20 protein-coding genes are annotated in these 23,583 nt (G+C 65.5%); 12 read left to right on the plus strand and 8 right to left on the minus strand.

Annotated elements, in window-relative coordinates; genetic code table 11:
- The 4 genes from GM672_RS19830 to GM672_RS19845 form a co-directional block, all read left to right on the plus strand.
- Window positions 1–1,346, plus strand: a 1,346-nt coding sequence (locus GM672_RS19830; protein ID WP_155472268.1) for an alpha/beta fold hydrolase, incomplete at its 5' end; no start/stop codon positions are given.
- Window positions 1,347–1,358: 12 nt separating this feature from the next.
- Complete coding sequence (locus GM672_RS19835) at window positions 1,359–2,093, plus strand: ABC transporter ATP-binding protein (protein ID WP_155472269.1); 735 nt, start codon at window positions 1,359–1,361, stop codon at window positions 2,091–2,093.
- On the plus strand, window positions 2,090–3,280 hold the full coding sequence (locus GM672_RS19840) for an ABC transporter permease (RefSeq protein WP_155472270.1): 1,191 nt from the start codon (window positions 2,090–2,092) through the stop codon (window positions 3,278–3,280). Before GM672_RS19835 ends, GM672_RS19840 begins: the two co-directional genes overlap by 4 nt.
- Window positions 3,281–3,330: 50 nt before the next feature.
- The gene (locus tag GM672_RS19845; RefSeq protein WP_155472271.1) at window positions 3,331–3,753 is read left to right on the plus strand and encodes an OsmC family protein; all 423 of its coding nucleotides are present in this window, start codon (window positions 3,331–3,333) and stop codon (window positions 3,751–3,753) included.
- Window positions 3,754–3,763: 10 nt separating this feature from the next.
- Here GM672_RS19845 and ypfJ read toward each other — a convergent pair whose 3' ends face one another.
- The 3 genes from ypfJ to GM672_RS19860 all read right to left on the minus strand — a co-directional run bounded on the left by ypfJ (window position 3,764) and on the right by GM672_RS19860 (window position 6,043).
- Window positions 3,764–4,642, minus strand: a complete 879-nt coding sequence (gene ypfJ, locus GM672_RS19850; protein ID WP_155472272.1) for a KPN_02809 family neutral zinc metallopeptidase — start codon at window positions 4,640–4,642, stop codon at window positions 3,764–3,766.
- Between the two features lie 180 nt (window positions 4,643–4,822).
- Entirely contained in the window at window positions 4,823–5,464 is a 642-nt protein-coding gene (coq7, locus tag GM672_RS19855) for a 2-polyprenyl-3-methyl-6-methoxy-1,4-benzoquinone monooxygenase (RefSeq protein ID WP_155472273.1), read from the minus strand.
- Between the two features lie 96 nt (window positions 5,465–5,560).
- The gene (locus GM672_RS19860) at window positions 5,561–6,043 is read right to left on the minus strand and encodes a hypothetical protein (protein ID WP_155472274.1); all 483 of its coding nucleotides are present in this window, start codon (window positions 6,041–6,043) and stop codon (window positions 5,561–5,563) included.
- Between the two features lie 276 nt (window positions 6,044–6,319).
- Here GM672_RS19860 and GM672_RS19865 point away from each other — a divergent pair, with 276 nt between their 5' ends.
- The 4 genes from GM672_RS19865 to GM672_RS19880 all read left to right on the plus strand — a co-directional run bounded on the left by GM672_RS19865 (window position 6,320) and on the right by GM672_RS19880 (window position 11,871).
- Complete coding sequence (locus GM672_RS19865) at window positions 6,320–7,210, plus strand: ABC transporter ATP-binding protein (RefSeq protein WP_155472275.1); 891 nt, start codon at window positions 6,320–6,322, stop codon at window positions 7,208–7,210.
- Between the two features lies 1 nt (window position 7,211).
- The gene (locus GM672_RS19870; RefSeq protein ID WP_155472276.1) at window positions 7,212–10,808 is read left to right on the plus strand and encodes an ABC transporter permease/M1 family aminopeptidase; all 3,597 of its coding nucleotides are present in this window, start codon (window positions 7,212–7,214) and stop codon (window positions 10,806–10,808) included.
- Between the two features lie 93 nt (window positions 10,809–10,901).
- Window positions 10,902–11,414 carry a hypothetical protein gene (locus GM672_RS19875; RefSeq protein ID WP_155472277.1) on the plus strand — a complete coding sequence of 171 codons (513 nt, stop codon included), beginning with the start codon at window positions 10,902–10,904 and terminating at the stop codon, window positions 11,412–11,414.
- Window positions 11,415–11,442: 28 nt separating this feature from the next.
- Window positions 11,443–11,871, plus strand: coding sequence for a DUF3597 domain-containing protein (locus GM672_RS19880; RefSeq protein ID WP_155472278.1), 429 nt, complete (start codon window positions 11,443–11,445; stop codon window positions 11,869–11,871).
- Between the two features lie 283 nt (window positions 11,872–12,154).
- Here GM672_RS19880 and GM672_RS19885 read toward each other — a convergent pair whose 3' ends face one another.
- Complete coding sequence (locus tag GM672_RS19885) at window positions 12,155–13,714, minus strand: methyl-accepting chemotaxis protein (protein WP_155472279.1); 1,560 nt, start codon at window positions 13,712–13,714, stop codon at window positions 12,155–12,157.
- Between the two features lie 174 nt (window positions 13,715–13,888).
- Here GM672_RS19885 and GM672_RS19890 point away from each other — a divergent pair, with 174 nt between their 5' ends.
- On the plus strand, window positions 13,889–14,593 hold the full coding sequence (locus GM672_RS19890; RefSeq protein ID WP_229417836.1) for a hypothetical protein: 705 nt from the start codon (window positions 13,889–13,891) through the stop codon (window positions 14,591–14,593).
- 44 nt (window positions 14,594–14,637) lie between these two features.
- Here the strand turns inward: GM672_RS19890 and GM672_RS19895 are convergent, their stop codons facing one another.
- The 4 genes from GM672_RS19895 to GM672_RS19910 form a co-directional block, all read right to left on the minus strand.
- Complete coding sequence (locus tag GM672_RS19895; protein ID WP_155472280.1) at window positions 14,638–17,307, minus strand: DNA topoisomerase III; 2,670 nt, start codon at window positions 17,305–17,307, stop codon at window positions 14,638–14,640.
- 330 nt (window positions 17,308–17,637) lie between these two features.
- The gene (locus GM672_RS19900; protein ID WP_155472281.1) at window positions 17,638–18,102 is read right to left on the minus strand and encodes a Smg family protein; all 465 of its coding nucleotides are present in this window, start codon (window positions 18,100–18,102) and stop codon (window positions 17,638–17,640) included.
- A gap of 53 nt (window positions 18,103–18,155) precedes the next feature.
- Window positions 18,156–19,349 carry a DNA-processing protein DprA gene (dprA, locus tag GM672_RS19905; RefSeq protein WP_170300158.1) on the minus strand — a complete coding sequence of 398 codons (1,194 nt, stop codon included), beginning with the start codon at window positions 19,347–19,349 and terminating at the stop codon, window positions 18,156–18,158.
- 8 nt (window positions 19,350–19,357) lie between these two features.
- Window positions 19,358–20,473, minus strand: coding sequence for a LysM peptidoglycan-binding domain-containing protein (locus tag GM672_RS19910; protein WP_155472282.1), 1,116 nt, complete (start codon window positions 20,471–20,473; stop codon window positions 19,358–19,360).
- Between the two features lie 282 nt (window positions 20,474–20,755).
- On the opposite strand from GM672_RS19910, the gene def reads away from it, so the two are divergent.
- The 3 genes from def to GM672_RS19925 all read left to right on the plus strand — a co-directional run bounded on the left by def (window position 20,756) and on the right by GM672_RS19925 (window position 23,124).
- The gene (def, locus tag GM672_RS19915) at window positions 20,756–21,295 is read left to right on the plus strand and encodes a peptide deformylase (protein ID WP_155472283.1); all 540 of its coding nucleotides are present in this window, start codon (window positions 20,756–20,758) and stop codon (window positions 21,293–21,295) included.
- 34 nt (window positions 21,296–21,329) lie between these two features.
- Window positions 21,330–22,286, plus strand: a complete 957-nt coding sequence (gene fmt, locus GM672_RS19920) for a methionyl-tRNA formyltransferase (RefSeq protein ID WP_155472284.1) — start codon at window positions 21,330–21,332, stop codon at window positions 22,284–22,286.
- A 208-nt stretch (window positions 22,287–22,494) separates the two neighbouring features.
- Complete coding sequence (locus GM672_RS19925) at window positions 22,495–23,124, plus strand: PEP-CTERM sorting domain-containing protein (protein ID WP_170300159.1); 630 nt, start codon at window positions 22,495–22,497, stop codon at window positions 23,122–23,124.
- Window positions 23,125–23,583 lie beyond the last annotated feature (459 nt).

The following is a 23,583-nucleotide window of genomic DNA, read 5'->3' on the forward strand; positions in this document are numbered from 1 at the left end:
GCACCTGCCACCTGCCCGGCGCCGAGGAAGCGCTGCGCTGCGTGAAGGTGGCGGTGCCGCTGGATTACCGCCAGCCCGGCAAGACCATGACCATCCACGTGACCGTGGCGCCGGCCTACCGCGAGGCGGCGCGGCCCGACCCCTTGTTCGTGCTCGCCGGCGGCCCGGGCCAGGCCGGCAGCGATATCCTGCCGATGCTGGACGCAGCCTTCCGCCGCGTGCGCGCCACGCGCGACATCGTGCTGATCGACCAGCGCGGCACGGGCCTGTCCGGCAAGCTCGACTGCAAGTCGCCGCCGGACATCGACACGATGACGGAGGAACAGGTGGACGCCGAAACGCTGCGCTGCATCGCCAGCATCGGCGCGCCCTACGACAAGTACACCACGGACGCCGCCGCGCGCGATATCGAACGGGTGCGCCTGGCGCTGGGCTACGGGCAGGTCAACCTGTGGGGCGGCTCGTACGGCTCGCGCCTGGGCCAGCATTACGCGCGTCTGTTCCCGGCCAGCGTGCGCGCCCTCGTGCTCGACGGCGTGGCCGCGCCGGACCAGGTGATTCCCGCCGGCGGCCGCGATGCCCAGGCGGCGCTGGAAACGACCTTCCGCCAGTGCGAGAAGGAAGCGGCGTGCAGCAAGGCCTTCCCCGCCCTGCGCGCCGAATTCGCCAGCCTGGCCGACCAGCTGGCCAAGGGTCCATTGACCATGCAGATGGCCGATCCGCGCACGGCCCAGGTACGCCCCGTGCAGATCAGCAGCCGCCGCTTCGCCGCCACCGTGCACCGCGTGCTGTATGCGCAGGCCGATGCGCGCAGCCTGCCCTTCCTGATCCACAGCGCCTACCGGGGCCGCTGGGAGCCGTTCGTCGCGCGCAGCAACCGCGATGCCGATTTTTCCGCCGACGGCAGCATGTCCGGCCCGCTGTACCTGGCCGTCGTCTGCGCCGAGGATTTCCCGCGCCTGACGCCAGAGCTGGTGGCGGCCGACACGCGCGGCTCCTTCCTCGGCACGCCTTTGGTGACGCAGCTGGCCGCGCTGTGCCCCGCCGTCAAGGTCAAGCCCGTGGCCTACGCGGCGCCCGCGACGATCGCCGCGCCCGTGCTGATGCTGTCCGGCGCACAGGACCCGGTGACGCCGCCGCGCCGCGCCACCGATGCGGCCAAGGCCATGAAGGCGGCCCAGCACCTGGTGGTGAAGAACGGCGGCCATATCGTCTCGCCGCTGGGCTGCGCCCCGCGCCTGCTGCGCGAGTTCCTCGACTTCCCCACCCGCCCCGTGGCCGGTGCCTGCCTCGACGAGATTCCCGCGCCCACCTTCCAGTTGAACAGCGCCGGCCCCCAACCATGAAACGAGCCCGCCATGATTGAAGTACAGGACGTCACGAAACAGTTCGGCAAGGTGCAGGCCCTGGCCGGCGCCACCTTCACGGCGCGCGACGGCCAGGTGACGGCGCTGCTGGGACCGAACGGCGCCGGCAAGACCACCCTGCTGCGCATGCTGGTGGGCCTGCTGCGGCGCGACGCCGGCCGCATCGCGGTGGACGGTGTCGACCCCGGCGTCGACCCGATGACGGTGCGGCGCAGTATCGGCTTCCTGACCGACCAGTTCGGGCTGTACGAAAAACTGACGACGCGCGAATACCTGCACTACTTCGGCGAGTTGAACGGCATGGAGCGGCCCGCGCTGGCGCGCCGCGTCGACGAAGTGACGGAGCTGCTGGCGCTGGAGGATATCCTGGAGCGCCGCTCGAAGGGCTTCTCGCAGGGCCAGCGCATCAAGGTGGCGCTGGCGCGCACCCTGCTGCACCGCCCCCGCAACCTGCTGCTGGACGAGCCGAGCCGGGGCCTGGATGTGATGAGCGCGCGCGCCCTGCGGCGCGCGCTGGCCGCGCTGCGCGCCGACGGCTGCTGCGTCATCATGGCCACCCACGTGATGCAGGAAGTGACGAACTCCTGCGACGACGTCATCGTCATCGCAGGCGGACGCACGGTGGCCCAGGGAACGCCGCAGTCCCTGTGCGAGCGCACCGGCATCGCCAGCCTGGAAGACGCCTTCGTCAAGCTGGTCGGCACCGATGAAGGGATCGCCGTATGAGCCGCCGCTCCGCCATCGCCGTTGTGTTCTTCAAGGAGCTGCGCGAGATCCTGCGCGACCGGCGCGCGCTCGGTCTCGTGCTGATGTTCGTGCTGATGTATCCGCTGATGGTGGGCGGCATCCTGCAGCAGCAGATCAGCCGTGCCATGGAGCCGGAAAAGGAAGGCATCGAGCTGACCGTCATCGGCGCGGCGCGGGCGCCCACCCTGATGACGCAACTGAAGCAGAAGAACGTCAACGTCACCGAGTCCGGCGCGCTCAGCGAAGAGCAGATCACGGCCCTGCTGCGCACGCAGAAGACGGCGGCCGTGCTGCGCCTGTCCGAATCCTACGGCGACGACTACCGCGCCATGCGCCCGGCCCGGGTGGAGCTGTGGTTCAACTCCGCCTCGGAGGCGCGCTACAAGGTGGGCGATATCGAGCATGTGCTGCGCCAGTACGGCAACGTCATCGCCGGCGCGCGTCTGCTGGCCCACGGCGTCTCGCCCGCCACCCTGTATCCCGTGCAGGTGCAGAAATACGATACGGGCAGCAGCGCCTCGCGCTCGGCCCAGGTGATCGGCACGATGCTGGGCATGTTCTTCATCCCCGCCTTCTTCTTTTGCCTCAGCAGCGCCGTCGACAGCACGGCCGGCGAGCGCGAACGCCGCTCGCTGGAAGTGCTGCTGGCGCAGCCGGCCCGCCCCATCGACCTGATCGGCGGCAAATGGCTGGCCGCGTCCTTCCTATCCGTCGTCGGGCTGACGCTGGAACTGCTGATCGCCCACAGCGTGCTGAAATGGCTGCCGCTGGAGGAAATCGGCATGTCGTGGCGCCTGTCCTGGCTCGATCTGGCGTGGGTGCTGCTCACTTCCCTGTCGCTGCCCCTGTTCGCGGCGGCGATGGAAATCGCGCTGGCGATCAACGCCAAGTCGTTCAAGGAAGCGCAGACCACGGCCAGCTTCGCCATCATGCTGCCGATCGTGCCCGTCATCGTCGTGCCGATGATGAACCTGAACACGGCCACGTGGATGTACCTGGTGCCCGTGCTGTCGCACCAGACCCTGCTGCGCGAACTGGCGCAGGGCCAGCCGCCCGGACTGCTGGCGTTCGCGCTGACCTTCGGCGGCAGCCTGCTGCTGGCGCTGCTGTGCCTCGCGTTCACCGTGCGGCGGCTGAAGAGCGACCGCTACCTGATGGGAATCTGACGGCTGTTCTACAATGCAGCAACGTCAATAACCGATTTCGGAGAAACGCAATGGAAGTGAAAGTGAGCTGGAACGGCCCGTCGGGCATGAGTTTTCGCGCGCAGACGGGTTCGGGCCACATGGTCGTGATGGACGGCGCGCCCGAAGGCGGCGGCCACAACCTGGCGCCCCGCCCGATGGAGATGGTCCTGCTGGGCACGGGCGGCTGCACGGCATATGACGTCGTGCTGATCCTGAAACGGGGCCGGGCCGACGTGCGCGGCTGCGACGTCACGCTGCAGGCCGAGCGCGCCGAGACGGACCCGAAGATCTTCACGAAGATCAATTTCCACTTCGTCGTCACGGGCAAGGATCTGAAGCCGGAAGCGGTGGAACGGGCCGTCAGCCTGTCGCACGACAAGTACTGCTCGGCCAGCATCATGCTGGCCAAGACGGCCGAGATCACGCACAGCGTGGAGATCGTGGCCGTCTAGGCTGATGTGCTTACAGCTGGCGCGCCTTGAAGGTATCGCACTGGGCGATCTCGCCGCTGTCGATGCCCTTGCGGAACCAGCGCACGCGCTGGGCCGACGTGCCGTGGGTGAACGAGTCCGGCACCACATGGCCCCGCGACTGGCGCTGCAGGGCGTCGTCGCCAATGGCGGTGGCCGCGGCCAGCGCCGTTTCGATATCGCCCTGCTCCAGGATCTTGCGTGACTGGTTGGCGTGGAAGGCCCACACGCCGGCGAAGCAGTCGGCCTGCAGTTCCAGCTTGACGGACAGCGCATTGCCTTCGGCTTCACTGAGGCGCTGCTGCGCGCCGTGCACCTTGTCGGACAGCCCCATCAGGTTCTGCACGTGGTGGCCCACTTCGTGGGCGATCACGTAGGCCTGGGCGAATTCGCCGGCCACGTGGAAGCGCTGCTGCATCAGGTCGAAAAATTCCAGGTCGATGTACACCTTCTGGTCCGGCGGGCAGTAGAACGGCCCCGTGGCCGACTGCCCCGTGCCGCAGGCAGTCTGCGTGCTGCCGGTAAACAGGGTCAATGTGGGCTTGGCGTAGGTTTGACCCTGCTGCTGGAACAGCGCGCCCCACACGTCCTCCGTGTCGGCCAGCACGGTCTGGACAAAGTCCTTGGCGCGGTCGTCCGGCCCGGCCTTGGCCGCCGGGGCCTGCTGCTGCACGGGCGCGCCGCCGTTCATCATGCCCAGCATCGCCGTCGGACTGACGCCGAACACGTACGACAGCACCAGCGCGACGATGACGCCGCCGATACCGAGCTTGCCGCCACCGAGCCGGAAGCCACCGCCCCCACCACCGCCGCCGCCTTCGCCGCGCCGGTCCTCCACGTTATCGCTTTGCCGATTGCCTTCCCACCGCATGATCTACTCCCGATAGCTGATTTTTTGTCATCATAGGCCGGGACAGGATTTCATGGCGCAAGCCAGGGCTGAGGATGGAAAACGGCGATTCGATCGGTCTGCCGCAGCAGCCGGCCACCGGATTGATTCAGGTGTCTGATACCGAATGCGGAAAGTGCGCGCAGCGGCGGGAGGCGCGGGTCAGATGTAGTAGGCCGTACCCGTCATCAGCTTCGACATGGCCGTCATCGCCACGCGCACGGGCAGCGGGGTCTGGGCGGCGCCGGCGTCCTGGGCGGCCTTGCCGTGGGCGATTTCGTCGATGCGCATCTGGTCGACGATGGCGCGCGACTTGGCGTCGCCCGCCGGCAGGTCCTGCAGGTGCGATTCAAGGTGCTTCTCCACCTGGCGTTCGGTCTCGACGACGAAGCCCAGGCTGTGCTGGTCGCCCATGCGCGCCGCCACCGTGCCGAGCGCGTAGGCGCCTGCGTAGAACAGGGGCGAGAGCACGCTGGTGCGCGAGTTGAGTTCCTTCAGGCGCTGGGCCGTCCAGGCCAGGTGGTCTTCTTCCTCGCGGCTGGCCTTTTCGAACTGGTCGCGCAGCGCGTCGCTCTTGGCGAAGCGGGCCTGGGCGTTGTACAGCGCCTGCGCCATCACTTCGCCCACGTGGTCGACCCGGATCAGGCCCGCGCTGTGCTTGCGCTCTTCGTCCGTCAGGTGGGCGTCGTCGACGTGCACGGCCGGCGTGGGGCGCGAGGCGGCGGCCACGCCGGAGATGACGCGCAGGGCCTTGTCGGCGCTGCAGATGAAACGGTCGAGGGGGGTATGGTATTTGGCGCTCATGGCATTCTCGTCCAACTTATGCGGAAGACATCATTATAAGCGCCGGGCCGCTTCGGCGCCGCACGGCGCCATGCCGCTTCCGCGCCGCGCCCGGCCCTACTGGCTGTCCGGGCTGCCCTGGTTGTCCTGGCCTTCGCGCTCTTCGCGCAGGATGCGCTGGCGTTCGATCCAGTCCGCCACGGGGCCGCGCACGTCCAGGCCGGAGAAATCCTTGGCCACGCCCAGGTTCAGCCCGAGCAGGAATGGAATCGATTCGAGCGGCACGTGGGGGCAGTAGTCGCCGAAGGCGCGCATGAAGCGTTGCGAGTCGAGGACCTTGACGACACCTTCGCCGCTCATGTACTGCAGGATGCTCGTGATGCTGTGACCGGGCCCGATGGCGCGGTAGATGAAGCGGTTGTATTCCTTGTCCAGCTTCTTGAAGTCCAGCGCTTCCTTCGTCATCAGGCTGGCCAGGTAGCACAGGCCCAGCGCGACGCGGAAGAAGCCCGTGGCCTCCTTCGTGGTCAGCCCGCAGCGGGTCACCGCCAGGACGTTTTCCTGCAACGCAGTGTCGAGTTTGGGGTTTTCCTGGCTCATGGGCAGCACTATAGCGCAAGCCTACGCATTTTTGCGCCTTGCGCCCTACGGTCGAGCTTGTTACTCTGTACACTTTTCCGAACTGCCGCCAGCGATACCGGCCGGTGCCCCTTCCGTTCCCCCGATTTCACACTCTGGCGCGGCGAAAGCGCACCCTGTCGCAACGCGGCAACCGATGTGTCGCCGATTCAATACAATGCCGTCATGTGAAGATGGCATGGACCGCAGCCCAGGCGGCGCCCCATGCTGCGCCGCACCCAGTTTTCAGGAGTGAGCATGGAATTAAGCATCCGCAACCTGTCCAAGACCTACGCCAACGGCGTGGTAGCCCTGGACAATATATCGCTGACGATCCCGTCCGGCATGTTCGGCCTGCTCGGCCCGAACGGCGCGGGCAAGTCGACGCTGATGCGCATTCTCGCCACCTTGCAGGAATGCGATGCCGGGTCCGTGTTCTTCGGCGACCTGGACGTGCTGGACGAAAAGGACGAGGTGCGCCGCCTGCTGGGCTACCTGCCGCAGGACTTCGGCGTCTACCCGAAAGTGACGGCCTACGAGATGCTGGACCATTTCGCCGTGCTGAAAGGCCTGTCGCACCGGGGCCGCCGCCGCGAGGTGGTCGACGGACTGCTGCAGCAGACCAACCTGTTCGACGTGCGCCACCAGCGCCTGGGTACCTTCTCCGGCGGCATGCGCCAGCGCTTCGGCATCGCCCAGGCGCTGCTGGGCGACCCGCGCCTCGTCATCGTCGACGAGCCCACGGCCGGCCTGGATCCGCAGGAGCGGGTGCGCTTCCACAACCTGCTGTCCGATATCGGCGAAGAGCGCACGGTGATCCTGTCGACCCACATCGTCAGCGACGTGGCCGACCTGTGCGCGAACATGGCCATCATCAACAAGGGCGAACTGCTGGTGACGGGGGCGACGCAGCAACTGATCGACGACATCAGCTGCAAGATCTGGGCGCGCTTCGTCGACAAGAAGGAACTGGCCTACTTCCAGCAGCGCCATACGATCATCTCGACCCGCCTGCTGTCGGGCCGCACCCTGATCCACGCCTACAGCGACGACGACCCGGGCGACGGCTTCGAGGAAGCCATCGGCGACCTGGAGGACGTCTACTTCGCCACCATCGCGGGCCGCCACGTGGCCGACGCCTGCGATTGACATGACGGCGCTCGTCTCCATCGCCCTGTTCGAGGCGCGCCAGCGTTTCCGCCTGCTGTCGACCTGGGTCTACTTCCTGATGTTCCTGGCCCTGTCGACCTTGTGGGTGGGCGCGGCCGGCGGCGTGTTCAAGAACGCCACGGTGAGCTTCGGCGGTCGCGTGCTGATCAACGCGCCGCTGGCCATCATGATCACGGCCAGCGCCCTGGGCTGCCTCGGTGTCGTCGTCGTGGCGGCCATGATGGGGCGCGCCGTGCAGCAGGATTTCGAGTACGAGATGCACCCGTTCTTCTTCACGGCGCCGATCCGCAAGTACCAGTACATGTTCGGCCGCTTCCTGGGCGCCTGGCTGGTGCTGGCCGTGATCTTCTCCAGCATCCTGCTGGGCCACCTGGCCGGCACGTGGCTGCCCGGCGTCGACCCGGAGCGCCTGGGACCGGCAAGCCTGCAGGCCTACCTGCTGCCCTACTTCGTCACCCTGCTGCCCAACCTGTTCATCTTCGGCGCCATCTTCTTCGTGATGGCGGCGCTGACGCGGCGCATGCTGCCCGTGTACGTCAGCAGCGTTGTCATGCTGATCGGCTATATCGTCGCGCCCAGCCTGGCGCGCGACCTCGATTACAAGACCCTGGCCGCGCTGATCGATCCCTTCGGCACGGCGGCCCTGTTGCGCCTGACGGAGTACTGGCCCATCGCCGAACGCAATACGCGCCTGGTGCTGCTGGACGGCGTGTACCTGCTCAACCGCGCGATCTGGTGCTCGTTCTCGCTGGTGGCGCTGCTGCTGGGCTATTGGCGCTTCCACTTCATCGGCACGCTCGACGGCGGCCACGCTCCGCGCGGCGACAGCGACGAACCGATCCGCATCACTGCCACGGCTGCGCGCACGGCCGAGGCACCCGACTTCAAGGCGCGCAGCCTGGTGCTGCTGCTGGCCCAGTTCACGTGGCTGAACCTGCGCGAGACGACCAAGAACGTCTACTTCTTCGTCATCGTGCTGGCGGGCGTGCTGACGATGTATGCCGGCGCGCTCGACATGGGATCGATCTGGGGCACCAATACCTGGCCGCTGACCTACGTCGTACTGGACATGGTCAAGCGCATGTTCGCGCCCTTCATGCTGGTCATCACGACCTTCTATGCGGGGGAACTGGTCTGGCGCGAACGGGAGCACCGCATGGCGCTGCTGCTGGACGCGCTGCCCGTTCCCAGCTGGCTGCCGATGCTGTCCAAGCTGTTTGCGCTGATCGGCCTGCAGGCCCTGCTGCTGCTGGTGGTGATGCTGTGCGGCGTGTCGATCCAGCTGTTCCACGGCTACTTCAAGCTCGAGCCGGCGCTGTACTTCACGGAGCTGTTCACCATCGAGCTGCCGGCCTACGCGCTGGTGGCCGTGCTGGCCATCGCCGTGCAGGTGCTGACGGGCCACAAGTTCGTCGGCTACTTCACGATGATCGTCTACTACGTGGGCACCGTCACGTTGAAGGGCCTGGGCCTGGAACATCCGCTGCTGATGTACGGCGTGACGCCCGAAATCGTCTACTCGGACATGAACGGCTTTGGCCACTTCCTGCCGCGTGAGCGGTGGTACCAGGTCTACTGGGCCGCCTGCGCCGTGATGCTGGCCGTGCTGACCCTGGTGTTCTGGCCGCGCGGCGCCAGCGAGGAATGGCTGACGCGCCGGCGCCTGGCCCGGCACGCGCTGACCGTGCCCGTGCTGGCCACCTTCGGCGGCGCGCTGCTGGTGTTCCTGGGCGCGGGCGGTGTGCTGTTCTACAACCTGAACATCGCCAACGAATTCGAGACGGCCTACCGCCAGGGCACCCAGCGCGCGGACTACGAACGCAAGTACCGGCACCTGGCCGCCGTGGCGCAGCCGCGCATCACGGACGTGAAGCTGCACGTGGAGATCATGCCGGAACAGCGCCGCCTCGTCGTCAAGGGCCGCTACCTGCTGGTCAACCGGGGCAGCACGCCCATCGGCACCATCTACGTCACGCAGGAAAAGCACGCCGTCATGGGCCAGCCCCGCTTCGGCGTGCCGGCCCGCGTGGTGCTGGACGACGGCGAGACGGGCTTCCACGGCTACGCACTGGCCACACCGCTGGCGCCGGGCGCCGCGCTGCCGATGACGTTCGAGCTGGCCTACGATCCGAAAGGCATCTTCGGCCTGGGCACCGATACGCCCGTGGTGGCCAACGGCACCTTCTTCAACAACCGCGTGCTGCCGCATATCGGCTACCAGCGCGACAACGAACTGGCGGACCCGCGCGACCGCCGCAAGCACAAGCTGCCGGCGCAGGAGCGCAAGCTGGCGCGCGACGATCCGAAAGGCCTGGCCAATAATGTTCTGGGCAACGACGCCGACTGGGTCGCCTTCGACGCCGTGATCGGCACCAGCGCCGACCAGGTGGCGGTGGCGCCTGGCACCCTGGTGAAGGAATGGCGCGACCCGAAGGACGGCGCGCGCCGCTACTTCCACTACCGCATGGACAAGCCGATCCTGAACTTCTATTCCTTCCAGTCGGCGCGCTACGCGGTGCGGCACGACTGGTGGCAGGATGTCGGCATCGAGGTGTACTACCACCCCGGCCATGAGTTCAACCTGGACCGCATCACGCGGGGCGTCAAGGACGGCCTGGATTACTTCAGCCGCAACTACGGACCGTACCAGCACAAGGTGCTGCGCGTGGTGGAGTTCCCCCGCTACGAACGCTATGCACAGTCGTATCCGAACACGGTGCCCTTCTCCGAGAGCATGGGCTTCATCGCCAAGGTCGACGAGAAGAATCCGAAGGACATCGACTACCCGTACTACGTGACGGCCCACGAGGTGGCGCACCAGTGGTGGGGCCACCAGCTCGTTGGCGGCAATACGCGGGGCGCGACCGTGCTGTCCGAAACGCTGGCCGAGTACTCGGCGCTGATGGTGATGAAGAAGGCCTTCGGGCGCGAACGCATGCGCCGCTTCCTGCGCTACGACCTGGACATGTACCTGCACGGTCGCGCCATGGAAACGCGCCGCGAACTGCCGCTGGCCGACAACGAGGACCAGGGCTATATCCACTACCGCAAGGGCAGCCTGGCCATGTACCAGCTGCAGGACATCGTCGGCGAGGAGCGCATCAACACGCTGCTGCGTTCCCTGCTGCAGCAATATGGCTTCCGCGCCGGACCGTATCCGAGCGTGACGGCGCTGGTGGAGGGCTTGCGCGCCATCGTGCCGCGCGAGCAGGCCTACCTGGTCGACGACCTGTTCAACGCCATCGTCCTGTACGACAACCGCGCCCTGTCCGCCACAGCCACGCGGCGCAAGGACGGTCGCTACGACGTGACGGTGACGGTGCACGCGGCCAAGCTGCGCGCTGACGGCCTGGGCGCCGAGAAGGACGTGCCGCTGGCCGACCTGATCGACATCGGCGTGGACGACAAGGACGGCAACAGCCTGGCACGCGAGCGCAAGCTGGTCGACCGGCGCGAGATGACCTACAAGATCACCGTGGCGGGCCGCCCGGCCCGGGCCGGCATCGATCCGGACAACAAGCTGATCGACCGCAAGCCCCACGACAACATGATCGCCGTCGACATGCCGCCCCGCTGAAGCGCTGCATCATGACATTCAGTTAAGCCGCGAACAGACCCCGGGCGGCGCATGGCCCATGCTGGCGTTTTCCGATGAAGACAGGAGCTGGCAATGGGATTTGATCTCGGTAACTTGTTACAACAGTACCTGGGCGGTGCCGGCGCGGCCGATCCGGCCCGTGCCGAACAGGACTTCGGCAATGTGGCGCAGCAGGCGCCCCGCCCTGCCCTGGCCCAGGGCGTGACGGAAGCGCTGCGTTCCGACCAGACCCCGCCGTTCTCGCAACTGGTGGGCCAGCTGTTCGGCCGCAGCGACCCGACGCAGCGCGCCGGCATGCTGAACCAGCTGCTGGCCAATGTCAGCCCGGCCATGCTGGCCTCGCTGGCAGGCAGCGTGGGTAACCTGTTCAAGCAGGACGGCCAGCCGCAAGTGACGCCGGAACAGGCCGAACAGATCACGCCGCAGCAGGCCCAGGAGATCGCGGCCACGGCAGAACAGCTCAACCCGGGCATCGTCGACCGCATGGGCGACTTCTACGCGGACCATCCGACCCTGGTGAAAGCCCTGGGCGGCGCCGCGCTGGCCATCGTGCTGGGCAAGATCGCCCAATCGCACCAGAACTGATTCCACCAACCACGTCAAGGAGCTACACATGGGTATCCTGAGCAATATCTTCCACAAGATCTTCCCGTCGTCGCACCCGGCCGTGCAAGCCAAGCCGGCCGCACCGGCACCCCAGGCCGCACCAGCTGCTGCCGCACCGGCCGCGCCTGCTGCGGCTCCGGCCCAGGCCGCACCTGCGGCCGCGCCGGCCGCGATGACGGAAGTGGACGTCGAAGCGATCCTGAACCAGAAGGCGCAGTCGGCCGGCGAAAAGCTGAACTGGCGCACCTCCATCGTCGACCTGCTGAAATTGCTGGACCTGGACAGCAGCCTGCAGGCCCGCAAGGAGCTGGCGCAGGAGCTACACTACACGGGCGACACCGGGGACTCGGCCAAGATGAATATCTGGCTGCACCGGCAAGTGATGAACAAGCTGGCCGCCAACGGCGGCAAGGTCCCGGCGGACTTGAAGGACTAACGTCCCGCAGTGCGGGACGTTAGAACTGACTTCGCAGTGCGGGACGTTAGAACTGACTTCGCAGTGCGGGACGTTAGAACTGACTTCGCAGTGCGGGACGTTAGAACTGACTTCGCAGTGCGGGACGTTAGAACTGACTGCGCAATGCGGGGTGTTAGAACTGACTTCGCAATGCGGGACGTTGGAAGAGCAAGGCCGTCCTGCGGGACGGCCTTTTTTATCGCTGTTTTCGCGCGCGAAAGTTGCCCGAAAAATGGGGTCTGTCCCCATTTTTGGAGCAACATCAGGCCAGGGCGAGGCGCCCTTCGCGCAGCTTGAACACGCTGACGACGTCGGCCAGCGCGGCAGCCTGCTCGCGCAGCGACGCGGCGGCGGCGGCGGCTTCCTCGACCAGCGCGGCGTTCTGCTGCGTGACGCCGTCCATGTCGGCAATGGCCTGGTTCACCTGTTCGATGCCTTCGCTCTGCTCCAGGCTGGCCGTCGTGATTTCGCCCATGATGTCGGTGACGCGGTGGATGCTTTGCACCACTTCCGTCATCGTCGTGCCGGCCTGCTCGACCAGCTTGCTGCCGGCGCCGACCTTGTCGACCGAGTCGCCGATCAGCACCTTGATTTCCTTCGCGGCCGCGGCAGAACGCTGGGCCAGGCTGCGCACTTCGCTGGCGACGACGGCGAAACCGCGACCCTGCTCACCGGCCCGGGCCGCTTCCACCGCCGCGTTCAGGGCCAGGATATTGGTCTGGAAGGCAATGCCGTCGATGACGGAAATGATGTCGACGATCTTGCGTGCCGAGTCGTTGATCGAGTCCATCGTCTCGACCACCCGGCCCACCACCTCGCCGCCGCGCACGGCCACTTCGGACGCGCTGACGGCCAGCTGGTTGGCCTGGCGGGCGTTGTCCGCGTTCTGGCGCACGGTGGACGTCAGTTCCTCCATCGACGACGCCGTCTCTTCCAGCGCGCTGGCCTGCTGCTCCGTGCGGGACGACAGGTCCAGGTTGCCCGCGGCGATTTCGCCGGACGCGCTGGAGATATGTTCGGTGCCGCCGCGCACCTGGCCGACGATGCGGGCCAGGTTGTCGTTCATGGTCTTCAAGGCACCCAGCAGGCGGCCCGTTTCATCCTTCGACGTCACTTCGATATCGCTGCGCAGGTCGTTCTGGGCGACCGACCAGGCCACCTCGACGGCACGGTTCAGGGGCACGACGATACCGCGCGTCAGCCACCACGAGCAGAAGGCCCCCAGCGCCAGCACGACGACGCCGAAGACGATCATGAAGCGGCGATTGTCCTCGAACAGTTGGCCGATATGGCCCGCTTCCGTGTCGATGGCGGCGCGCTGCAGTTGCAGCAGCGCGTTCAGCGCCTCCAGGTAGGCCTTGCCGTCCGGCTGGAACGACCGCACCAGCAGCTCGTTCGCTTCGTCCAGCTTGCCTTCCTTCTTCAATGCCACGATGCCGTCGCGCGAGGCCAGGTAGCGCTTGCGCGCGGCCACGATGCGTTCGAAGGTTTCCTTCTCGGCGGCCGTCTGCAGCAGCGGCTCGACCTGCTTCTGCAGCGCGTTGACTTCGCGGGTGGAATTGGCCGTGTCCTCGGCGAAGAACGGTCCCAGCGACGGGTCCGTGCTCTTCGAGATGGCCGTGGTGCGGCGCACGCTCGTGTGGATCAGGCGGTACCAGTCGGCAATCGCGCGCTCCTTTGCCAGCGGCTGGTGCAGCAGCTCGCGCGTCGCGTCGCCGACGGTCTGCATGTGGAACACGCCAATCACCGTCATCAGGGTCATCAATGCAAGGACAAGCGCGAAGCCGGCGGCCAGTCGGGTGCCGATTTTCAGATTATTCATGGTCTGGTGGGCCCTCGCGGGGCCTTGAGATTGCCTAAAAGAAAGGCAGAGTCTAACATACTTTTAGTTGCTGAGTGGAAATTTGCACCTCTGTGGCACGGAAGCATCGCCCCATCCTGGTGCGTGCAACGGTGTCCCTTGCCTTGAAGTACCAAGGCCCCGTACCATCGCGGCATGAAACCTGCCTTCTCCCCTTCACGCCGTACGCTGTTGGCGGCCACTGCCGCCTTGTCGACCCTGGTCCTGCTGCCGGTCCGCGCCGCCGGCCCCACCTACGGCACCCACGGCATGGCCCTGTTCGGCGGCCGCGACGGCATGTATGCGTCGCACCTGCCCATGTTCCATGCGCCCCACGACTACCAGGTGCTGCTGCAGCTGCGCCTGCTCGACCCGAAGCTGGACGGGCAGCTGCGGGCCCGGCTCGAAGGCAAGCCGGCCCTGTGGACGATCGATCCGGAGAAATTCGAGCTGGACCGCCTGGCACCCGGTGCCGGCGCCCCCGTGCGGCAGTTCGCCGCCACGGTCGTGCAGGGCCACTTCGAACGGGAGGGCAAGCCCCAGTACAAGGACGTGACGGTCGTCATCGAGAAGGTACTGCTGTTCCGGCGCCTGTCGCCGGAAACGGTAGAGAGCGCCAGCGCGCGCTACCTGCAGGTGGGCACCGGCCGCCAGCGTTTCCTCGTCAAGACCGTCGACAGCCGGCCCGACTTCGACCATATCGTGGCCTACCGTGCCATGCCCGGTGCGGACACGCAGTCCGTGACGGTACCGAAGCTGGGCCTGCAGCAGCCGTCCCCGCGGGCGCTGGCCGATGCGCTGGGCGTGGCGCCGTCGGCAATCGCCGGCACCGTGTATTTCGACACCAACGACCTGCGCTGAAAAGAAAAACGGGACCGAAGTCCCGTTTTTTTTATTCGCCGCTGTTATTCCTCGACCGTCGCGGCCTTTTTCACCGCCGCCTTCTTCGCCGCCGCCTTCTTGGCTGCCGGCTTGGCCGCCGCCTTCTTGGCCGGGGCTTTCTTGGCCGGTGCCTTCTTCGCCGCCACCTTCGTCACGGCCTCGCCCGCTTCGGCACCGCCTTCGTCGACCACGGCCGCGGCCTTCGGTTTCGCGCCCGGCTTTTCCTTGCGCGGCTCGAACTCGAAGCTGATCTTGCCGTCCTTGCCGCGCACGAGGAAGGCCTTGAATGGCCGGCGCGTGCGCTGCGATACGAAACCGGGCAGCAGGTCGGTCTTGCCGTCATTGAGCAGCTTGGCCATCTGCTCGGGCAGGATTTCCTGCTGCAGGATGATGCGGCCGCTGCGGAAGTCGCAGGTCTTCGGCTTGGCCATGCTGTGTTCGCACACATAGGCCAGGCCCATTTCATAGACGCCGCCCGCGCACTTCGGGCACGGTCCGAGCGGGGTCTGGCCCGTGAAGTCGACGCCTTCGCCGTCCTCGCCTTCGTCGTTCTGGCCGAAGTCGAATTCGACCTTGAAGTTATTGATGTCTTCGTCGCGCACGATGCGCAGGATGGCGGCGAACGGCCGGCCCATCTTCGAGCGGAAGCCCTGCAGCGGACCGATGGTGCGGTTCGCAAGCAGTTCTTCCACTTCGGCGATCTCGAACTGGCGGCTGCCCGGGGTCTTGCCCATCGAGAAGTCGCACTTCGTGCAGGCGAAGCGGCGGTAGTTTTCCTTGACGACGCCGGCGCAATTCGGGCACGGCGTCTGCAACGTGGCGTACTCGCCGGGAATGGTGTCGTTGTCGTATTCCTTGGCACGCTTGACGATGATCTGCGTCATCTGGGCAATCTCGCGCATGAATTCCTCGCGCGAAATCTTGCCCTTCTCCATTTGCGACAGCTTGTATTCCCACTCGCCCGTCAGCTCCGGCGCCGTCAGTTCGTTGACACCCAGGCCCCGCAGCAACGTCATCAGCTGCGATGCCTTGGCCGTCGGAATCAGCTCGCGCCCTTCGCGGATCAAGTACTTCTCCGTCAGCAGGCCCTCGATGATGGCCGCGCGCGTGGCCGGCGTGCCCAGGCCCTTGCCGGCCATGGCGTCGCGCAGCTCGTCGGAATCGACCAGCTTGCCCGCGCCTTCCATGGCCGACAGCAGGGTTGCTTCCGTGTAGCGTGCGGGCGGCTTCGTCACGAGGCCGTTGGCATTGACCTGCTCCGTGTGCACCTTCTCGCCCTTGGCCACGGGCACGAGGTTGCCGCCGCCCTTGTCGTCCTCACCCAGCGCTTCCTTGCCGTAGATCGCCAGCCAGCCGGCGTTCGTCATCACCTTGCCTTCGGTCTTGAACTGGTGGCCCGACACTTCCGTGAAGCGGGTCGTCACCTGGAACTCGGCCGGCGGGAAGAACACGGCCATGAAGCGGCGCGTCACGAGGTCGTACAGCTTCTGTTCCGGCTCGGACAAGCCCTTCGGCGCGATGCCGGTGGGGATGATGGCGAAGTGATCCGAAATCTTCGTGTTGTCGAAGATACGCTTGTTCGGCTTGACCCAGCCCTTGTCCAGGATCTGCTTGGCGAACTGGTGGTAGTTCGGGTTTTCCTTCACCACTTGCAGGGTCGACTGCACGGTGGGCAGGTAGTCTTCCGGCAGGTGGCGCGAATCGGTACGGGGGTAGGTCAGCACCTTGTGTTTTTCGTACAGGGCCTGGGCCAGGCCCAGGGTGTTCTTGGCCGAGAAACCGAAGCGGCCGTTGGCCTCGCGTTGCAGGCTGGTCAGGTCGAACAGGGCCGGCGCCATCGACGTGGTCGGCTTCGATTCTTCCGTGACATTGCCCTGCTTGCCACGGCAGGCCAGCGCGATGGAGTCGGCCGCGGCCTTGCTCCACAGGCGCTCGGCGCGGCGTTCAGGGTCCGTGTCGTCCTTCTTGAAATTCGTGTCCAGCCAGCGGCCTTCGTACACACCGGCCGCGCAGACGAATTCGGCGCGCACTTCCCAGTAGTCGCGCGGCACGAACTTCTTGATCTTGTCTTCGCGCTCGACGACGATCGACAGGGTCGGCGTCTGCACGCGGCCCACCGTCGTCAGGTAGAAGCCGCCCTCTTTCGAATTGAAGGCCGTCATCGCGCGGGTGCCGTTGATGCCGATCAGCCAGTCCGCTTCGGAACGGCAGCGGGCGGCATCGGCCAGCGGCAGCATTTCCTCGTCGCTGCGCAGGTGCGTGAAGCCGTCGCGGATGGCGTTGGGCGTCATCGACTGCAGCCACAGGCGCTTGACGGGCTGCTTGGCCTTGGCGTTCTGGGCGATCAGGCGGAAGATCAGTTCTCCTTCGCGGCCCGCGTCGCATGCATTGATCAGGGCCGTGACGTCCTTGCGCTTGATCAATTTGTTGAGCACCTTCAGGCGGCTCTCCGTCTTGGCGATGGGATTCAGCGCGAAGTACGGCGGAATCATCGGCAGGTGCGCGAAGCTCCATTTGCCGCGCTTGACGTCATGCTCTTCCGGCACCGCGATTTCCAGCAGGTGGCCGACGGCGGAGGACAGCACGTATTCGTCGGATTCGAAATACTCATCGTGCTTGGTGAAGCCGCCAAGCGACTTCGCGATATCGTTCGCGACAGAAGGCTTCTCGGCAATGATGAGGGTTTTGCTCATGGTTATTGTTCTCGGTTGCTTATTCAGGTGCTCGGTACGGCAGGCGCATAATACATGGCATTGCGGCCTTTGCCGACAGTTTGCCCTTGCGCTGCACGGATTTTAAGCAGGGCGGCTGGCCCGGCGGCCCGCGAAGGGGCCAATCATAAGCGCGTTACGACTTTGTTCGCAAGTTGCGTGCGTCGGCTTGGAACCGTGGGGCAATACGCCGGCCGTCGGCGGGGCCGGGCCATTCTCTTATAACGCAGTTTGATTGATCCAGCATGAATGGTTTCAGCTGGCGTGCTTGACGCATCGGCCGAAGCCGCCGGCGCTCGCGCCGGTGCAAGCTCAGTGCAGCAGGCGCGGGGCCTGCTCTTCGTCCGAACCGAACAGGTCGTCGAACATCAGTGCATCGGGCTCCTTGCCCTGGCTCCACAGCAGCATCAGCACGATGATTTTCAGCTTGCCCAGGTTGACGGGCGATTCTTCCAGAGACAGGGCCCGTTCGATGACGATCTCGCGTTGCAGCGGCGACAGCACGCGCGCGCTTTCCAGGAAGGCGATGAAGCCGATGGCCTGCGCGCCCAATGCGTCCTGTTCCTGTTCGACATAAAATCGCGTGCCCGTCGAAGCGGCCGTCAGCGCGTGTTCGACGCCGGCCATTTCGGTCAGGTCGTTCAGCCACACGAGTGCCTCGGAGATCTCCACATCGTCGAAACCGACAGCCGACAGCTTCTTCGCCAATGCCGCCGGTTCGGGGCAGGCGTCGGGCCGGTAATAGGTCTCGTAGAGATAAACAAGGATGTCGAACATGGCGCTACTCTATCAGGATCGATCGGCGCGGCACAAGTCCCACACGGTTGCGATCACCTTTTGAGTCGCTGAAATACGCCACCGGGCAGCCGTTCCACAACACCTGCGAGCTCCAATGCCAACAAACTTGCCTGTGTGTCAGCGGCGTTACATTGCAGGCGCGCAGCCAGTGCATCGGCGCCCACGGGATCGTGCCCCAGTGCCGCAAGCAAGGGCGTTGCGGCTTGCATCAATGCAGTGTGCATGGCGTCTTCGCAAGCCCCATTCGACAGAGCTGAATGGCCTTCTTGTGAAATGCTCGCTGCTGAAGTATCGGCGCCCAATGCCTGCAGGATATCGTCGGCCGTTTCCACCAGCAGCGCGCCTTCGCGTATCAGGCGGTGACAGCCTTTCGACAACGTGGCGTGGATCGAACCGGGAATCGCGAACACGTCGCGCCCCTGTTCGTTGGCGCAGCGCGCCGTGATCAGCGAGCCCGATTTTTCCGCCGCCTCCACCACCAGCACGCCGCGCACCATGCCGCTGATGGTGCGATTGCGAATTGGAAAATGCGCCGCGCGCGCGGGCGTGCCCAGCGCGAACTCGCTGACGACGCAACCCTCGCGCGCGATGCGCTGCGCCAGCGCGGCATTCGCCGCCGGATAGAGCAGGTCGATGCCGGTGCCGACCACGGCAACGGTTGACGCGGCGCCGGCCAGCGCACCCGCATGCGCGGCCGCATCGATGCCCAGCGCCAGCCCGGAGGCGACGGTGAGGCCCGCGTCGGCCAGGCTGCGCGCGAAGCGCTGCGCATTGCCGCGCCCCTGCAAGGTGGCGTTGCGGCTGCCGACGATGCCGATGCCCGGGCGAGCCAGCAAGGCAGCGTTGCCGCATGCATGCAGCAGCAACGGCGGATCGGCGATGTGGCGCAGCAGCGGTGGATAGGCTTCGTCGTTGAAAGTGATCACGTGGTGATCCGGCTGCGCCAGCCAGGCCAGGGTCGTCTCGACCAGGCGGCGCATGCCGGCCGACAAGGGTGCGCGCAAGGCCGCGGCCTGGCTTGCCGTCAGGCGAGGCGTGTCGTCATCGGAATACGAAGCACCCTGCGGTGCCAGGCTGGCCGCCAGCACGGCTTGCGGCGTGCCGTAGGCCTGCAGCAGGCGCGCTGCGGCAAGGCGCGACACGCCGGGCGTATAGGCCAGCCGCAGCCACGCGGCCAGGCCATCGGCTGCGGGGCCGCTTGCGGAAGAAGAGTCCGTGGCTTGCACGGCGGGGCTTACTCCGGAGTCTTGGCGACGTCGCCCACTACCACCGGTTCCGTCACCTGCATGATCAGGCCATAGGAAATATGCTTGAACACGCGGAAGATAAACAAGCTGCCCACTTCTTCGTCCGGCAGCTTGACCTGCGGGTTGCCCAGGTTGTGCCAGCCACGGCTGGCGCCCGGGTCACGCACCGTCTGGCCCTTATGGTACAGCTGCAGCACGGCGCCGATATCGAGTCCGTCAAGCTTGCCCCGGTTGATGCTGACAACCTGGTTCTGGCCCGCGTGCGTGACGCCGTTGTAGATGGCCAGCACGCGCGCATCGACCTTCGCTTCCGGCGGATGGGGCACGTAGTTCTGCATCGGCGTGGGTGGCATCTGCATCAGCTGGTCGCCCACGCCCATTTCTTCCTTGGCGCTGGCGACAATGAAAGTGTGCACGTCGCTGCCGGGCGCCGCTTCGCGCTGCAGTTTCAAGGTGCCCAGGTAAAACGCTTCGGTGCCGACGGTCTTTTTCGTGACAGGATCGAGCAGGGGCTTGCCCGGCCTGAACACCTGGAACGAGGTGGCGCCGTTCAGGTTGCCGCGCACATAGGCCTTGTCGTCCTTGCCGATGAACACATGGTTCTCGGCCGTGGCGATGATGCGGGGCGCGTTCTTCAGTTCGTCCGCTTCGATGATCAAGGGCTGCGTCAGGAACGGTTCGATGGCGCCGGCGGGAATCGACTTGACGGCATCCTTGCCCAGCCCTTCGGTGCGCAACTGCGGCGACAGCTTGAACGTGCCCTGGCCACTGCCGTCGTTGCCGGCCCCGACCTGATTCGCCAGGCGCAGGCGTCCGGCGGCGCGGTCGAAGTAGACGATCTGGCCCGGATAGATCCAGTGCGGGTTGGCGATCTCGTCGCGGTTCATGCCCCACACCTGCGGCCAGCACCAGGGCTTCTCCAGGAAGGTGCCGGAAATATCCCACAGCGTGTCGCCGCGCGTGACGACGTGCTGGTCCGGCGCGTTCGGCCGGAAGGCACAGGCGGCCTGGGAGGATTGGGGGGTCTGGGCGGAGGCGGCCGTTGAACCGGATAACAGGGCGAGTGCCAACAGGCGTGCGCCGACTGTGCTAAAATTTTTCATGAATATGTCCGTTACTGACGGAGGCACCCGGAAGACGCCGTCGATATCGGCCTTCGAGGCATGCGATATCCCAGACGCCTGCGCTACCTCTCTCGGTAACCCAGGTTCCCGGAAAGGCCGGGAAAAAATTGCCCTACTGAATCAAATTCTGCCCACTTTACCCTGAACTGGCAAGCAAAACCGCGTCGCGGCACGAGCCGCTTCCCGTGTTCTGTGCAAGATTGGCCTCGCCGCCTTTCCGTTGTGGTTGTCATCCCTAGTACCCCTATTATCAAGTCACCAATGTCTATCCTGAACATCCTCCGCTATCCCGATCCCCGCCTGCACAAGGTCGCCAAGCCCGTCGAAGTCTTCGACGAGCGCATTGCCCGCCTGGTGGCCGACATGGCCGAAACCATGTACGACGCGCCCGGCATCGGCCTGGCCGCCAGCCAGGTCGACGTCCACGAACAGGTCGTCGTCATCGACATCAGCGAAACGAAGGATCAGCTGACGGTATTCATCAATCCGCAGATCCTGTGGGCCAGCGACGAAAAGCAGGTGTACGACGAAGGCTGCCTGTCCGTGCCCGGCATCTACGACGACGTCGAGCGCCCCGCCAAGGTGAAGGTGCGGGCCCAGGACGCCAAGGGCGAGTTCTTCGAAGTGGACGCCGACGGCCTGCTGGCCGTGTGCATCCAGCATGAAATGGACCACCTGGCCGGCAAGGTCTTCGTCGAGTACCTGTCGCCGCTGAAGCGCAACCGCATCAAGACCAAGCTGCAGAAGGAAGAGCGCGGCATGGACCGGGAAAAGCAGCTGCGCGCCGCCGGCCGCCGCTGATCGCTTCATCAACGTTGCGCTTGAAAGTCGGGTCATGAAAGTTATCTTTGCCGGTACGCCGGAATTTGCCGCCGTCGCCCTGAAGGCGATGCACGAGGCGGGTTTCGACATTCCCCTCGTGCTGACGCAGCCGGACCGCCCGGCCGGGCGCGGCATGCACCTGCAGCCGTCGGCCGTGAAGCAGTATGCGGTGGCGCACGGCATTCCCGTGGCCCAGCCCGTTTCGCTGCGCATGGATGCAAAAGACCCGCAGCGGGCGCAGGAAGCAAAAGCGGCCCACGACTTGCTGCTGGCCACCGACTATGACGCGATGGTGGTGGCCGCCTACGGCCTGATCCTGCCGCGCAGCACGCTCGACATCAAGCCCTGCATCAATATCCACGGTTCGCTGCTGCCGCGCTGGCGCGGCGCCGCGCCGATCCACCGCGCCATCGAGGCCGGTGACGCCGAAACGGGCGTGACGATCATGCAGATGGAGGAAGGGCTCGATACCGGCCCGATGCTGCTGATCGAGCGCACGCCGATCGGTCCGCACGATACCACGGCCGTGCTGCACGACCGGCTGGCGGCGATGGGCGCGCAGATGGTCGTGAAAGTGTTGCACAAGATGGCTCACGGCATCATCGAGGCCGTGAGCCAGCCGGAAAACGGCGTCACCTACGCCGCCAAGATCGCCAAGGAAGAAGCCGTGCTGGACTTTACCCTGCCGGCAAAGGAAATCGGGCGCCGCATCCGCGCATTCAACCCCTTCCCCGGTGCCCATGGCACCGTCAACGGCACCGTCATCAAGCTGTGGGCCGCCGACGTCATCGACGCCGGCAGCGATGCGCCACCGGGCCAGGTGCTGGCGGCGGACGCCCAGCACGGCATCGTCGTCGCCTGCGGCAGCGGCGCGCTGCGCCTGACGGAACTGCAAAAACCCGGCGGCAAGCGCCTGGCTGCGGCGGAATTCATCAAGGGTTTCGCGCTGGACGGCCTGCGCTTCGAATAAATCCCATCCCCACCCCACGGATATTGTTATTGCCTCAGAACAATGCTAATATCCGCCTCGAAAGTCCGAGCCGACCGAACGGGCACGCAATATTATTTACGCCTGCGTGCCGGAATACAAACTCGCTAATGGATCGATAACGCAACCGTTGTATTCATACACACGGTTCAACTAACTGTTTTCAGGGCGACACTTGCCGGATACTATGATGACTCCTCCCTACTTTTGTTCGAGAAGCATTATGTTTAAGACTGTCGCCCTCGCCGTATTAATGGCAGCCAGCTGCGCTGCGAATGCCGCACATAACACCTGGGATTTCTCTTATACAGGTTTCCTCGACGAAGGCAGCGGGGAATTCCTTGCCGATTACACCATTTCCGGTTCGTTTTCCGGAAGCGACAGCAATCGGGATGGCGTGCTCGATAAATCCGAGATCTTCTCCCTGGTGCTCAACGGCATGAACTTCGTCGCGTGCGCGGCGGACAGCAATGCCAACTACCACTGCGGCACCGATGTCTTCAACTACCGTATCGGTGGCGCGCTGCAGTTCGAGGCCGGGCTGTTCGGCTACGATAACGAAGGCTATTCGGGTGGCGGTTACTCCTTCACGTCGGGCAAGAGTGAAATCGACTATTCGTACTCGCCGAACCACTATATGCGCAATGCCCGCCTGTGGACGGACGCGACGCACTTCTCGATCACGCCGGCCTGGAGCGGCAGCGTGCTGCCGGTGCCTGAACCGAGCACGTGGTCGATGCTGCTGATCGGCATGGGCTTCGCTTCGTTTGCGGCAATCAGACGCCGGCGCGCGGCGCCGTTCCGCGACCACACGCGGTAATCCTGCCGTCCCGCTGTCCGGCGCCACCCCTCACGTGACGCTTGCCGGCCTGTCCCACCTGCTTCTCCGAACTGCCTGCTTCTCCGAACTGCCTGCGCGCCCCAGACCTTGCCGCGCAGCGCCGTGCCGCCCCCGTCCCTGCCCACCCCTTCACACCATTTAATTGCCGGCATTCGGCAGCGCCAGCCATTTTTCACGCCGTATTATCGACGCGGTAGCAATTCGCTCAGCCATATGATTATCTTCGAATTAATAGCTGCGGTTGATTTACCAAGTTTGCAGCGGTTTCAACATTATTATACTTTTTGAATTATTGTACGAGCCGATTATGTGCCGCGAAATTGCGACGGCATGGCGCTGCCCTGGCAAAGCCCGCAGGCCACGTCGCCACGTTTGCGCCGGCAGTGGCCGGCCGAGCGGCTGCCGCGGCAGTGGCGGCGCTTTGCCGTATAATTTCAG

It is taken from the genome of Pseudoduganella buxea (genome assembly GCF_009720835.1).
Taxonomy (GTDB): domain Bacteria; phylum Pseudomonadota; class Gammaproteobacteria; order Burkholderiales; family Burkholderiaceae_D; genus Rugamonas; species Rugamonas buxea.